Source organism: Micromonospora sp. NBC_01796 (genome assembly GCF_035917455.1).
Classification (GTDB): domain Bacteria; phylum Actinomycetota; class Actinomycetes; order Mycobacteriales; family Micromonosporaceae; genus Micromonospora_G.
Genome location: NZ_CP109078.1, coordinates 2,623,464 through 2,637,234 on the forward strand (window position 1 = coordinate 2,623,464; position 13,771 = coordinate 2,637,234).

Annotated in this window: 8 protein-coding genes; 3 read left to right on the plus strand and 5 right to left on the minus strand. The window is 73.5% G+C overall.

Annotated elements, in window-relative coordinates; all coding sequences use genetic code 11:
- Window positions 1-42: 42 nt before the first annotated feature.
- From OIE47_RS12070 to dacB, 4 genes are all read right to left on the minus strand, one after another.
- Window positions 43-1,695, minus strand: a complete 1,653-nt coding sequence (locus OIE47_RS12070) for a gamma-glutamyltransferase family protein (protein WP_326561587.1) — start codon at window positions 1,693-1,695, stop codon at window positions 43-45.
- A gap of 9 nt (window positions 1,696-1,704) precedes the next feature.
- On the minus strand, window positions 1,705-2,697 hold the full coding sequence (gene tilS / locus OIE47_RS12075) for a tRNA lysidine(34) synthetase TilS (RefSeq protein WP_326561588.1): 993 nt from the start codon (window positions 2,695-2,697) through the stop codon (window positions 1,705-1,707).
- A 9-nt stretch (window positions 2,698-2,706) separates the two neighbouring features.
- Window positions 2,707-3,777 (minus strand): zinc-dependent metalloprotease, encoded by a 1,071-nt coding sequence (locus OIE47_RS12080; protein WP_326561589.1) that lies wholly within the window; start codon window positions 3,775-3,777, stop codon window positions 2,707-2,709.
- Between the two features lie 93 nt (window positions 3,778-3,870).
- Window positions 3,871-5,493, minus strand: coding sequence for a D-alanyl-D-alanine carboxypeptidase/D-alanyl-D-alanine endopeptidase (gene dacB / locus OIE47_RS12085; RefSeq protein ID WP_326563069.1), 1,623 nt, complete (start codon window positions 5,491-5,493; stop codon window positions 3,871-3,873).
- Between the two features lie 619 nt (window positions 5,494-6,112).
- On the opposite strand from dacB, the gene OIE47_RS12090 reads away from it, so the two are divergent.
- Window positions 6,113-6,622 carry an inorganic diphosphatase gene (locus OIE47_RS12090; RefSeq protein ID WP_326561590.1) on the plus strand — a complete coding sequence of 170 codons (510 nt, stop codon included), beginning with the start codon at window positions 6,113-6,115 and terminating at the stop codon, window positions 6,620-6,622.
- 54 nt (window positions 6,623-6,676) lie between these two features.
- Here the strand turns inward: OIE47_RS12090 and eccD are convergent, their stop codons facing one another.
- Entirely contained in the window at window positions 6,677-8,104 is a 1,428-nt protein-coding gene (eccD, locus tag OIE47_RS12095; RefSeq protein ID WP_326561591.1) for a type VII secretion integral membrane protein EccD, read from the minus strand.
- Window positions 8,105-8,229: 125 nt separating this feature from the next.
- On the opposite strand from eccD, the gene eccCa reads away from it, so the two are divergent.
- Window positions 8,230-12,240, plus strand: coding sequence for a type VII secretion protein EccCa (gene eccCa, locus OIE47_RS12100; RefSeq protein WP_326561592.1), 4,011 nt, complete (start codon window positions 8,230-8,232; stop codon window positions 12,238-12,240).
- 152 nt (window positions 12,241-12,392) lie between these two features.
- Window positions 12,393-13,748, plus strand: a complete 1,356-nt coding sequence (mycP, locus tag OIE47_RS12105; protein ID WP_442792146.1) for a type VII secretion-associated serine protease mycosin — start codon at window positions 12,393-12,395, stop codon at window positions 13,746-13,748.
- Window positions 13,749-13,771 lie beyond the last annotated feature (23 nt).

Sequence of the window (13,771 nt, forward strand, 5' to 3'; positions counted from 1 at the left end):
CGGACCTGACCCGCGCCACGCACAGGCGTCAGGACGACCCGGTCAGTAGACGACCGCGCAACCGTCGGCGCGGGGGTCGGAACCGGCGACGTAACCGCCCTCCGGCAGCCGCCAGATCGCCTGGCCGTAGCCGAACGGCGGGGAGTCGTCGTCGTCCGCGACCGCCAGGGCGTGACCCCGCTGACGCAGCTCCCCGATCGCCATCGGCCCGGACCGGAGCGTGAGCAGGTCCGGCTCGACCAGCACCGACCGGTCGGTGTGCCAGTACCAGCGGGGGGCGTTCAACGCCGCCTGCGGATCCAGGCCGTCGTCCACCGTGTGCGACACCAGTTGCAGGTGCCCCTGCGGCTGCATGTGCCCACCCATCACCCCGAACGGGCCGACCGGAGCACCGCCACGGGTCAGGAAACCCGGGATGATCGTGTGGTACGGCCGCTTGTTCGGCGCCACCACGTTCGGGTGGGCCGGGTCGAGGCTGAACCCGGTGCCCCGGTTCTGCAACCCGAACCCGAAGCCGGGCAGCACCACGTGCGAGCCGAAGGCCAGGTAGTTGGACTGGATCAGGCTCACCATCATCCCGCCCGAGTCGGCGGTGCAGAGGTAGACCGTGCCGCCCCGCCCCGGACTGCCCGGCTCGGGCGTACCGGCGCGGTCGCCGATCAGCGCCCGGCGGGTGGCCGCGTACTCGGGGCTGAGCAGTTCCTCGGTCGGTACGGACACCTTCTCCGGGTCGGCCACGTACGCGTGCGCGTCGGCGAAGCCGAGCTTCATCGCCTCGATCTGCCAGTGCAGCCGGTCCGCCAGCGACATCCCGGCCAGGTCCACCCCGTCGAGGATGTTCAGCGCCAGCAGCGCCGCCACACCCTGCCCGTTCGGCGGCAGCTCCCATACCTCGTGCCCCCGGTAGTCGGCCCGGATCGGCTGGACCCAGGTCGACGAGTGCCCGGCCAGGTCGTCGGCGGTGAGCAGGCCACCGGTCCGGGCCGCGTACTCGGCCAGGGCCTGCGCGATCTCACCCCGGTAGAACGCGTCCGCGTTGGTCGCGGCGATCCGGCGCAGGGTCCGCGCCGCGTCCGGGTTGCGCCACCGCTCGCCCGGCCGGGGCGCCCGCCCGCCGTCGACGGTGAAGACCCGCGACCACTCCTCGAACTCCGGGCCGGTCAGACCGGCCTGCACCTCGACCGACCGGGCCCAGCCGGCGGCCACGTTCGGGGACACCGGGTAGCCGTTCTCGGCGTACCCGATCGCGTCGGCGAACAGGTCGGCGAAGGGCAGCACCCCGAACCGGTCGTGCAGGTCCCGCCACCCCGCCGGGGCACCCGGGACCGTCACCGGCAACCAACCCCTGGCCGGCATCCCCGGACCGGAGCCCTGGGCCCCGCCGAGCGCGTCCACCGGTTCCGCTCCCCGGCCACCGGTCGCGGCCAGCACCGCGTCCAGGGTCAGGGCGGACGGTGAACGCCCGGAGGCGTTCAGGCCGTGCAGCCGCTCACCGTCCCAGACGATGGCGAACAGGTCGCCGCCGATGTCGTTGGAGCCGGGTTGGACCACGGTCAGGGCGATCGCGGCGGCCAGCGCGGCGTCGACCGCGGTGCCGCCCTTGCGGAGTACGGCCAGCCCGGCCGCGGCGGCAAGGGGCTGGCTGGTGGCGACCGCACCGTGCGGCGCGAAGAGAGGTTGACGGGGATGTGCCATGCCCCCTGTCTACCCCCTGCTCAGAGCGTCACCGCGTCGGGCCACCGTTATTGCCCCGGGCAGGTGTACCGGCCCCTGCCCGTGCCAGTCGGTGAGCAGCGCGTCGAGGGCGGCCACGTGCCGGGCCGACAGCGCCGCCGCCGGTACGCCGAGTTCCAGCGCCCACCGGTGCAGCACCCGCGTACGCACCGCGCCCGGCAGCCCGACCAGTTCCCCCACCGCCAACCGTGCCGGGTTCTCGGGATCCGTACGCGCCGCAACCAGGGCTTCGGCGGCCAACCCGTCCAGTACGGCGGTGTCCTCGGCGATCAGCCGCGCTGTCCTGGCGAGGTTCGCCACCACACCCGTACCGAGGGTGGCGACCAGGGCCGGCATCAGATCCGCCCGTACGCGGGCACGGGCGTAACCGGGGTCGGTGTTGTGCGGGTCCTCCCACGGGCTCAGCCCGAGCGCCGCGCACGCCTTGCGGGTCTGGTCCCGGTCGACGTCCAACAGCGGCCGGAGCAGCGGCACGCCGTCGAGTTCCCGGCGTACCGGCATCCCGGACAGGCCGTGCGGGCCGGCACCACGGGCGAGCGCGAGCAGGACCGTTTCGGCCTGGTCGTCCCTGGTGTGCCCGAGCAGCACCGCCGCCGCCCCGTGCCGCCGGGCGACCTCGACCAACGCCTGGTACCGGGCCTGCCGGGCAGCGGCTTCCGGCCCACCCGGGCGGCCGGCGACCACCACCGTGGCGACCTCGACCGGGGCGAGCCCCTGCGCGGTAGCCCATCCGGCCACCTCCAGGGCACGTTCCGCCGAGCCCGCCTGAAGACCGTGGTCGACCGTGACCAGCCCGGCGGTCAGCCCCAGCCGGGGCGCGACGAAGGCGGTGGCGGCGGCGAGGGCGAGGGAATCGGCACCACCGGAGCAGGCGACCAGGATCGGACCGGGTGGGCGTACCCCGGTCAGGGCCGAACGGACCGCGGCCCGGACGGCCGCGACCGGCGGGGCGAGCGCGGCCATCGGGCTGGGTCAGCCGGCGGCCGACGAGCGGCCGACCGAGCCGTGCACCCGGGCCACCCAGGCGTCCGGGTCGGCCAGTTCCTCCAGCCGGGGCAGGGTCAGCGGCGAGCTGAAGACCCGGTTGAAGCCGTCCATCCCGACCCGGTCCACCACACCGTGGACGAACTTGCGTCCCTCGGCGTACTGGCGCATCTTCACGTCCACCCCGAGCAGCTTGCGGATCGCCTTCTCCAGCGGGTTGCCCGACTCGCGGCGACGGTTGAACTTGGACCGGATCCGCTCGACGCTCGGGATCACCTCCGGGCCGACCCCGTCCATCACGAACTCGGCGTGCCCTTCGAGCAGGGTCATCAGCGCGGTCAACCGGTCCAGGACGGCCCGCTGACCGGGCGTCTGCACGATGTCCAGCACGCTCGCCCGGCTGTCCGGGTTGCGGACCGAGTCGGCCAGCGTCGCCACCCCCCGGCGCAACCGGTCGGCGAAGTGCTCGCCACCGGCCTGGGAGGCGTCGACAAAGGCCTGGACCTCGCCGAGGAAGTGCCCCCGCATCCACGGGACGGCGGTGAACTGGGTGCGGTGGGTCACCTCGTGCAGGCAGACCCAGAGCCGGAAGTCCCTGGGCTCCGCCTCCAGCTTCCGTTCCACCTCGACGATGTTCGGCGCGACCAGGAGAAGCTGCCCCGGATCGGCGGAGAAGACCTCGTACTGGCCGAGGACCCGGCCGGAGAGGTAGGCGAGCACCGTACCGGCCTGCACCCCGGTGAGGCGGGAGCCGATCGCGTCGCTGATCACGCCGGGCTGCTTGTCGCCGGAGAGCCGGGTGACCAGCGGAGTGATCACCTCACGCAGGCCGGCGATGTTGGTCGCCGCCCAGTCCCGGCGGTCGACCACCCGTACCGGCGGGTGCGCCACCTGGGACCGCAGCCCGGTGTACGCGACCACGTGCCCCGCCGCCTCGTCGGTAAGCTGCCGCAGGTCGCCCACGACCTCGGTGGCTTCGTCGTACGAGACCTTCGGTCCCGACTTTCCCAGCGCGCCCGCGGTGGCGGCGGCCAGATCCCAGTCCACGAACTGCGCCATGGCACCCACCGTACCCGCGCCCGCACAACCTCACCCTTGTCGTACGCGGATGGGCGGATTGTCGTACGCGGATGAAGGCCGGTCCCCGGCAGGTCAGCTACCGCAGCCGCAGGAGGCGAGGGCGGCGGCGATCCGGTCCAGCGGAGGCTGCGCCTGTTCGAGCCCGACCGGCACCTGATCGGCCAGTACGGAGAACGCGAGCAGCCGACCCTGTGCCGTGGTCACCACCCCGGCGATCGCGTGCACCCCGGTCAGGGTGCCGGTCTTCGCCCGTACCACCCCGATCGCGGCGCCCGCGTCCTGGCCCTCGAACCGTTCGGTGAGCGTCCCGGACCAGCCGGCCACCGGCAGCCCGGCGAAGATGCCGGCCAGCTCGGGGCGGGTTCCGTCGGCGGCCAACGCGAGTACGTCGGTGAGCAGCTCGGGACTGATCCGGTTGTTCCGGGACAGGCCGCTGCCGTCGCTGAGCGTGCTCTGGTCGGCGGGAAGCTTCAACTCGGCCACCACCGCGTCCATCGCGGCAGCGGCACCGTCGAACGAGGCCGGCTGGTTACGGGCCAACGCCACCTGCCGGGCCAGCGCCTCGGCGACCACGTTGTCGCTGTCCGCCAACATGAACTCGACCAGCCGCCCCATCGGCGGCGACTCGACCCGGCCCAGTTCGGTGCCCGGACCAGCCGGTCCCGTACCGGGGCTGGCCTGGTCCGTACCGGGGGTGGCCTGGTCCGTACCGGGGGTGGCCTCGGAACCGGCCGGTGGGGCGGCCGCGTCCGGGGGTGCGGTGCCACGGGCCACCGCGTTCACCGCGGCCGTCGGCAGTCCGAGCGCCCTGGCCAGGGCACGTCCGGCGGCGATGTCGGGGTTGGCGTACCGCTCGGCGCCCTTGACGTTGTCCTTGGGGTCGACCCGGCCGCCGTCGGTCATCAGCGCGGTGATCGGACCGGCGAAACCACCGGTCGGGATGTCGGCGTCCCAGCCCGGACCGTAGACCGGCTTCGGGAACAGGGACGAGTCGACGGTGACCTTGGTCGGCGCGACCCCACCCAGTGCCTGTTTCACCTGGGCCGCGAGCTGGTCCAGCCGGCCCGCGCCGGGGTAGATGCCGGTGGCGTTGATCGCGAGCGTCGGGTCGCCGCCGCCGACCAGGACCACCTCGCCCGGTGCCGTACCGGCCACCACCCGGGTGGCGATCCGGTACGCCGGGCCACGGGCCGAGAGCACGGTCGCCGCGGTGATCAGTTTGGTGGTGGAGGCGGGCACGGTCGGAGTCTCCGGACCCTGGCCGTAGAGCAGCTCACGGGTGGCCACGTCGAGCACGGCGACGTGCACCGAGGGGCCCAGCACGTCGGCGCCGACCAGCGGGTCGAGCACCGTACGGAGGCCGTCCGGGGTGGGGGTGGGGGCACCGTTCCCGACGGCGGCGAGCACCGCACCGGGCGGCGGCTCGGGCGGGTCGGCGGCGATGGTCGGGGTGGGTTCCGCCCCGCCCATCCAGCCGGCCACCGGCCCGGGTTTGACCACCACCACCCCGGCGGCGGCGAGCGCCACCGCGACGACGGCGGTGAGCCCGACCAGCAGCCCGGTCCGGCGTCTCGCGGGACCAGCCGGCGGCGGCGTGACCGGGTCCGGCGGATTGGCCGCCGGAGGTGCGGGAGGTGCGGGCAGGTTCGGCGGAACCGCCGTCCGCCCGGACTTACCGTCTTCCGGGGATCTCATCGACGGGACGCTCGCCCGTCCGGAACCACCGTTCTCCGACGGCGGCACGGACTGGACGGTCGCCCGCCCGGAACCGCTGTTCGGCGGTGCCGTCGACTGGACGGTCGCCCGGCCGGAACCGCTGTTGGTCGGCGGCGTGGGCGTCACGGTCGGGTACTGGGCCGACGGGTACGTGGTGCCGGCCGCCCCGGCGGCGGGCGGGACGACCGCCCGGCCCTGCGAGGCGGGCTGGACCGGTCGGGCCGACCCGGCGGCCGGCGGCGGACCGGGGCGCTGCGGACCCGCCGGCGCCGGCCCGGTCTGGTTCGGCACGGGCGGCGGCACACTCGCCCGGCCCGGTGCCGACCGGCCACCCGGTGGCACCTGGGCGGCTTGCGGATGATGGGGTAATGGCTGCTCGGGCCAGGAGGGCCCGGCCGGCGGTGGCTCGTTCACCCACCCCGAGTGTGAATCTTCACTCTCCACCGGCCCCTCCTCCCAGTCGGTAAATGGCTCTAGGTGACACTACTTCCGTCCGAACACTAAGCGGCGCCCGGATCGAGCGAGTGGGACAACACTCCTCCGGTACACGCCGCCTGGATTCCGTTAGCCAGCGTCGGCGAACGAGGGAGCGTGGAAGATGGATTTCGACGTCACGGTTGAGATCCCGAAGGGTCACCGCAACAAATACGAGGTCGACCACGCGACCGGCCGGATCCGGCTGGACCGTACCCTCTTCACCTCGACCCAGTACCCGGCGGACTACGGCTTCATCGAGGGCACCCTCGGTGAGGATGGCGACCCGCTCGACGCACTGGTCCTGGTACCCGAGCCGACCTTCCCGGGTTGCCTGATCCGCTGCCGGACCATCGGCATGTTCCGGATGACGGACGAGAAGGGCGGGGACGACAAGGTCCTCTGCGTGCCCTACGAGGACCCGCGCCAGGAGCACCTGCGCGACATCCACCACCTCGGCGAGTTCGACCGGCTGGAGATCCAGCACTTCTTCGAGGTCTACAAGGACCTGGAGCCGGGCAAGTCGGTGGAGGGCGCGACCTGGGTCGGCCGTACCGAGGCGGAGGCGGAGATCCGGGCGTCGTACCGGCGCCAGCAGGAGGCCGTCGAGCGCGGCGAGGGCCTGCCGCACTGATCACGTACTGAACCCGCCGGCCGGAGCCCGGCCGGCGGGGAGCAGGCCGGTGGGTCAGCCGAGCAGGCCGCGTACCTGGGCGTAGAGACCGAGGACCGCGCAGGCCACCGGCACCACCGAGACCACCATCAGGGTGTCGACCAGGTCGGCGGCCCGACCGAGGTACGGCGACGGAACCCGGTTCGCGTACGTCGCCCCCGCGCCGACGGTCACCAGAGCGAGCACCAGCCCGGCCCCGGTCAGCAGCAGCAGACCGTCGGCGCCGGAGCGGGTGACCAGCGCCAACCCGAGCACCACGAAGCCGAGGATGCCGGCGACCACCAGCGGCAACCGCTGACGGAACGTGACGAACAGCCGGGAGCGCAGCAGCAGGGCCGCCGCAGCGACCGCGACCAGCAGCCGGCCGGCGAAACCACCGGCCACCACGAGCAGCCCGGACGCCACCGTGGCGAGCACGGCGTGACCGATCAACATGCCGGTGAGCAGTTCTTCCGTACGGGCCACCGCGGCGAAGACCCGGTTGCGTTCCGGCCGCTCGCGGGCCCCTTCGAGGGAACCACCGGCGGCGGTGAACCCCTCGCTGCCGTCGGTGCCGGCCGGGAGGGTGATCGGCGGCATCGGCAACTTGCCGAACCGGATCGCCAGCAGCGGCAGCACCCCGATCCCGCAGACCAGCACCGACAGCAGGACCGCGGCGGCCCCACCGGCGCTGAGCACGAACCCGCCGAGCGCGGTCAGCGCACCGAGCAGGCCGACCGTGGCACCGGCCGCGAAGACCCGCAGGCCCGCGGCCACCCCGACCGCCCCGAGTACGGCAACCAGCAGCACCGCCACCGACCCGGCCAACGCCTCCGGCGCACCGAGCCAACGCACCGGGCCCAGCACACCGGCCGGATCCCCGGAGGCGATCAGCATGGCGCCGCCGAGGAAGGCGTACGGCAGGGCGTACCCGCCCAGCGCGGCGCCGGCCGGCGCGTCCCCGTACGCGCGGGAGGCCACCACCCCGGCGAGCGCGAGCAGTATGGCGATCCCGAGCGCGGCCACCGAGGCACCCCGTGCCCCCGGCCCACCGACGAGTACGGCGAACAGCCCGACCGTGAGCAGGGCACCCGCCCCGGCGAGGCTGGCCGCCCTGGTGGCCGCCCCGGACCAAGCCGCGCCCCGGCGTCTCGCCCCGTCGGCGATCGCCTCGACCACGTCGTCGTACTCCAGCTCGGGCCACTGGGCGCGGGCCGGTACGAGGTGCAGGACGTCGCCGTCGCGTACGCCCTGGGGTAGCAGTGCCTGGCCGGCGAGCAGCGCGGCCCCGTCGGTACGCCGGAGCACCCAACCGCCGTGGCGTTCGCCGTCGTCGGCGAGCCCGTCACCGGCGTGTCGCAGCACCTCGGGCAGCAGTTCGGCGAGCGGGAGGTGTTCGGGCAGAGCGACGTCCACCCGGCGTTGGGGCGCGCTGATGGTGACCCGGGCGAGCCCGCTACTCATCGACTTTCCTCCATCACCGGCCGGCCACGGCTGCGCGGACGACCGCACTTTACCTACCATGGGCCCGGCTTGGTCGACCGAGCGTCAGGGGGAGATCGGATGAGCGGACTCGGCGAGGCGGGGGCATGAGCACGATCGTCATCAAGCGACCGCCCCGACGGCCGGCACCGGACATCCCCACCGGTGAGTTGCCGGTCGACCCTCCACCGGAGATCCCGGCCGCCGCCGGTGGCCGGATGCAGCAGCTCATGATGGTCCTGCCGATGCTCGGCGGGTCGGTCGCGATGGCGATGATGTTCGGCCGGGGCGGGGGCGCCTACTCCTACGTGGTCGGTGCGATGTTCGGCGTGTCGTCGCTGGCCATGCTCGCCTCCTCGTGGGGCAGTGCCTCCGGCACCCCGAAGAAGGCCGAGATGATGGCGGCCCGCCGGGAGTACCTGCGGCACCTGGCGACCCTGCGCCGACGGGTCCGGGACACCGCCGGCAAGCAGCGCGCCGGACTGTTCTACCGGCACCCCGACCCGGCCCGGCTCTGGTCCACGGTGGGCAGTCACCGGGTGTGGGAACGCCGGCCCGCCGATCCGGACTTCGGCGTGGTCCGGGTCGCGGTCGGCCCGCAGACCCTGGCGACCCCGCTGATCCCGCCGGTCACCCGGCCGCTGGAGGATCTGGAGCCGATGACCGCCGGTGCGCTGCGCCGGTTCCTGGACGCGTACGCGGTGGTGCCGGACCTGCCGGTGGCGCTCTCCCTGCGCGCCTTCGCCCGGGTCTTCGTCCGCGGCGAGGCGACCCGTACCGAACTCGGTCGCCCCGAACTGGGCTGGACCGACACCGGACGGACCGACCCCGGCACCGGTGCGGAGGGGCCGCAGGCCCTGGCCCGGGCGATGCTGACCCAGCTCGCCGTCTTCCACGCCCCGGACGAGCTGCTGATCGCGGTCTGCGCCGGGCCGGAACGCCGGCCGCTCTGGGAGTGGCTCAAGTGGCTGCCGCACGCCCAGCACCCGGACCGCTCCGACGCCCTCGGCCCGGTACGCCTGGTCGCCAGCTCCGCCACCGAACTCGAAGCACTGCTGGAGGACGTGCTCGGCAACCGGTCCCGGTTCAGCTCGGCGGGTCCGGCGACCGACGGGCCGCACGTGGTGGTCGTACTCGACGGGGGTGACCTGACCGGTGCCGCCGCGTTGATCAGCGACGGTGGCATCGACGCGGTGACGATCATCGACCTGGACAGCCCGCCGCCCCGGCTGCTGGACCGCTCCATGCTGGTCCTGGAGGTACGCGGCGGCCGGCTGAACACGTACACGATGGACGGTCAGGCCGAGGTGGGCACACCCGACCGGCTGACCGTGGTCGAGGCCGAGGCGGTCGCCCGACGACTCGCCCCGCTGCGGCTGGCGGCGGCAGGCAAGGGCGGCGCCGACACCCCGCTGAACGCCGAGATGGGCCTGGCCGAGCTGCTCGGCATCGGTGACCCGGACAACTTCACCACCGTGCAGGGCTGGGCGCCGCGCCCCGGCCGGGACCGGTTGCGGGTGCCGATCGGGGTGGCCGGTGACGGCGGGGCGATCGAGCTGGACCTGAAGGAGTCGGCGCAGGACGGCATGGGCCCGCACGGGCTGCTGATCGGCGCGACCGGGTCGGGCAAGTCGGAGCTGCTGCGTACGCTCGTCCTCGGGCTGGCCGCCACGCACTCGTCCGAGGCGCTGAACTTCGTCCTGGTCGACTTCAAGGGCGGGGCGACCTTCTCCTCCCTGGACCGGCTGCCGCACACCGCCGCGGTGATCACCAACCTGGCCGACGAGCTGCCGCTGGTCGACCGGATGGTGGACGCGATCAACGGTGAGCTGATCCGCCGGCAGGAACTGCTCCGCCGGGCCGGCAACTTCGCCAGCCTCCGCGACTACGAGAAGGCCCGGGGCGGTGGTGCGGCGCTCGCCCCGCTCCCGTCGCTGCTGATCATCTGTGACGAGTTCTCCGAGCTGCTCTCCGCCAAGCCCGACTTCATCGACCTCTTCGTCCAGATCGGTCGGTTGGGCCGGTCGCTCGGCGTACACCTGCTGCTGGCGTCGCAGCGGCTGGAGGAGGGGCGGCTGCGGGGGCTGGACACGCACCTGTCGTACCGGATCGGGTTGCGTACGTTCTCCGCCCTGGAGTCGCGGGCGGTGCTCGGGGTGCCGGACGCGTACGAGCTGCCCCGCTCACCGGGGCACGGTTACCTGAAGTTCGGCACCGAGCCACTGGTCCGGTTCAAGGCCGCGTACGTCTCCGGCTCCTTCCGCCGGGCGGGGCTCGGCGGTGCCGGCGGCGGCCAGTCCGGTGCGCCGCGCCTGCTGAACTACTCGACCCACTTCGTGCCGGTGCCGGACCCGGTGACCACCGCGGAGCCGGTGCCGGAGGAGGTGCCGGCCGGGCAGAGCCTGCTCGACGTGATGGTGTCCCGGCTGGTCGGCCAGGGTCCGCCGGCCCACCAGGTGTGGCTGCCGCCGCTGGCCCAGGCCCCGGCCCTGGACGAGCTGCTCGGCCCGGTGGTCACCGACCCGGCGCGCGGGCTGACCTTCGGCAACCCGGAACTGCACGGTGGCCTCCAGGTGCCGGTGGCGCTGATCGACAAGCCGTTCGAGCAGCGTCGGGACCTGCTCTGGTTGGCGCTGGACTCGGCCGCCGGGCACGTCGCCGTGGTCGGTGGGCCGCAGAGCGGCAAGTCGACCCTGCTCCGGACGCTGATCTGCGGGCTGGCGCTCACCCACACCCCGGCCGAGGTGCAGATCTACTGCCTCGACTTCGGTGGTGGCGCGCTGGCCGCGCTGCGCGACCTGCCGCACGTCGGCGGGGTCGCGGGCCGGCTCGACACCGCCGCCGTACGGCGCACCATCGGCGAGATCTCGACCCTGCTCGCCGAGCGGGAGCGGCGCTTCGCCGACCTCGGGGTGGACTCGATGGTGGCGTACCGCAAGCGCCGGGCGGCCGGTGGCGTCGGGCCGGGCACCGATCCGTTCGGTGACGTGTTCCTGGTCGTCGACGGCTGGCCGACGCTGCGCGGGGAGTACGACGACCTGGAGCCGATGATCACCGACCTGGCCACCCGTGGCCTGTCGTACGGCGTACACGTGGTCGGTGCCGCGCCGCGCTGGATGGACTTCCGGCCGGCGATCCGGGACCTGTTCGGCTCCCGCCTCGAACTGCGCCTCGGTGATCCGACCGACTCGATCGTGTCCCGGCGTACTGCGGCGAACGTGCCGGAGAAGACGCCGGGGCGCGGTATCACCGCCGAGAGCCTGCACTTCCTGACCGCTCTGCCGGGGCTGTCCAGCCTCGGTGGGGACACCCCGTCGCTGGTCAAGGCGGTGGCGAGTTCGTGGACCGGTGCGCCGGCTCCCCGCGTACGGCTGTTGCCGCCGGTGCTGCCGTACGCCGAGCTGGACCTGTCCGGGACGTCCGGCCTGCGGCTGCCGATCGGCATCTCCGAGGCGGACCTGCGGCCGGTCTCGATCGATTTCGCGAGCGAGCCGCACTTCCTGCTCTTCGGCGACGCCGAGTGCGGCAAGTCGTCGTTCCTGCGGGCGCTCGCCACCTCGATCACCGGCCGGTTCACCCCGGAGCAGGCCCGGGTGATCCTGGTCGACTACCGGCGGAGCCTGCTCGGGACGATCCAGACCGAACACCTGATCGGGTACGGCACCGCAGCCGCCGCCACGGTCGAGCTGATCGAGTCGGCGGCGGGTTACATGCAACGCCGACTGCCCGGCCCGGACGTCACCCCGCAGCAGCTCAAGGACCGGTCGTGGTGGACCGGCCCGGAGCTGTTCGTCCTGGTCGACGACTACGACCTGGTCGCCACCGGCCCGGCGAACCCGCTGCGTCCGCTGGAGGAGTTCCTGCCGCAGGCCCGGGACATCGGCCTGCACCTGGTGCTGACCCGGCGGTCCGGTGGCGCCTCCCGGTCCCTCTACGAGCCGATCATCCAGCGGTTGCGTGAGCTTTCCTCACCCGGCCTGGTGATGTCCGGCGACAAGGACGAGGGCGCCCTGGTCGGTGCGGTACGCCCGGCGCCGATGCCGCCCGGACGGGGTCGGCTGGTGACCCGCAAGGAGGGAACACGCCTGATCCAACTCGCCCATCTGCCTCCGGTCTGATCGATTCGTCGCGAACGCCCCGCCACCACAGTGAAAAGGGGTAACCTCCGTGCATCACGTGTCCACCGGGGTGAAATGGCCAAGCTGTGACAGGGCTGGTGTACCGAGACGAGCGTGCCGGGCCACGGGCTGCCGTGGCGGCGCTGCTCGCCATGCTCGGGATCGGGGTGACGCTCGCCGGGCCGGCGGTGGCCACGGCCGCGCCGCAGACCCCGCAGGCGATGCTGCGTGCCCAGCCGGCGGCCCTGCCGATCCGGGCCGACTCGGTCCGGGACGAGCAGTGGCAGCTCGACGAGTTCGACGCCAAGGCCCTGTGGAAGGTGTCCACCGGTAAGGACGTCACCGTTGCGGTGATCGATTCCGGGGTGGACGGCACCCATCCGGATCTCGCCGGTCAGGTGCTGCCCGGGCTCGACCTGGTGCAGCCGGGTGGAGACGGGCACGCCGACCCGGTCGGCCACGGGACGACGGTGGCCGCGCTGATCGCCGGGCGCAACGACGACAGTCGCGGCGTCGCCGGGCTCGCCCCGCAGGCCAGGATCCTTCCGGTACGGGTGCTCGACGCGCAGAACCGCTACGACGACGCGATGATCGTGGCGAAGGGTCTGCGCTGGGCGGTGGACAACGGCGCACGGGTGGTGAACCTGTCGCTCGGCGGTGCCGGGAACAGTCCGGCGCTCGCCGCCGCGCTCGACTACGCGTTCGTCCGGGACGTGGTTGTCGTCGCCTGCACCGGCAACCGGGGCGTGTCGACGTCTACCGACGTCTGGTACCCGGCCCGGGAGCCGGGTGTGGTGGCCGTGTCCGGCATGGAACGCGACACCGACGGGCTCTGGTCGGGTTCGATCAGCGGGCCGCAGACCGTACTGACCGCCCCGGCGACCGGTCTGCTCGGCGCCGGCCGCGACGGCGGCTACTGGCGGGTGCAGGGCACCAGCTTCGCGGCTCCGCTGGTGACCGCCTCGGCGGCGCTGGTCCGGTCCAAGTGGCCGCAGATGTCCGCGGCCGACGTGGTGAACCGGCTGGTGCAGACCGCCCGCGACCTCGGCCCCGCCGGGCGGGACGACCAATTCGGCTTCGGTCTGGTCAATCCGCTCGCCGCACTGTCGAACCCGGTCGGGCCGGTGGCCCGCAACCCGCTCGATGACAACCTGTCCCCCGGTGAGGCCGGCTTCGGTCCGGCTCCGGGCGTGAACGCCGCGAGCGGGTCGGGCAGCCAGCAGACGGATGCGCTCAAGGTCGGCCCGCCGGGTGACCGGATGCGCTGGTCGGCGCGACCGGCCGGTGGCCTGGAGGGTTCCGCCGGGCAGCGGGGGGTCTGGACCGGCACGGTGGTCCTGTTGGTCGTACTCACCGGCAGTGTGCTGCTGGTGAACCGGGCCCAGTTCGCGCACGCCGTACGGAACCGGTCGTGGCGGTTGCGCCGGCCGTGGGACCGGGTGACCGCGCCACCACCGCCACCGCCCGCCGGTACGCACAACGACGACAAATCGTCAGGACAAACCTGACACCGGTTCGCCCGTACGGGGAC

Bases quoted from the DNA above. Each gene is read 5' to 3' on its own strand.
- tilS (WP_326561588.1), bottom strand. From the start codon at position 2,697: ATGGCCGCGCTCGCCCCGCCGGTCGCGGCCGTCCGGGCCGCGGTCCGT.
- OIE47_RS12070 (WP_326561587.1), bottom strand. From the start codon at position 1,695: ATGGCACATCCCCGTCAACCTCTCTTCGCGCCGCACGGTGCGGTCGCC.
- eccCa (WP_326561592.1), top strand. From the start codon at position 8,230: ATGAGCACGATCGTCATCAAGCGACCGCCCCGACGGCCGGCACCGGAC.
- OIE47_RS12090 (WP_326561590.1), top strand. From the start codon at position 6,113: ATGGATTTCGACGTCACGGTTGAGATCCCGAAGGGTCACCGCAACAAA.
- dacB (WP_326563069.1), bottom strand. From the start codon at position 5,493: ATGAGATCCCCGGAAGACGGTAAGTCCGGGCGGACGGCGGTTCCGCCG.
- mycP (WP_442792146.1), top strand. From the start codon at position 12,393: ATGCTCGGGATCGGGGTGACGCTCGCCGGGCCGGCGGTGGCCACGGCC.
- OIE47_RS12080 (WP_326561589.1), bottom strand. From the start codon at position 3,777: ATGGCGCAGTTCGTGGACTGGGATCTGGCCGCCGCCACCGCGGGCGCG.
- eccD (WP_326561591.1), bottom strand. From the start codon at position 8,104: ATGAGTAGCGGGCTCGCCCGGGTCACCATCAGCGCGCCCCAACGCCGG.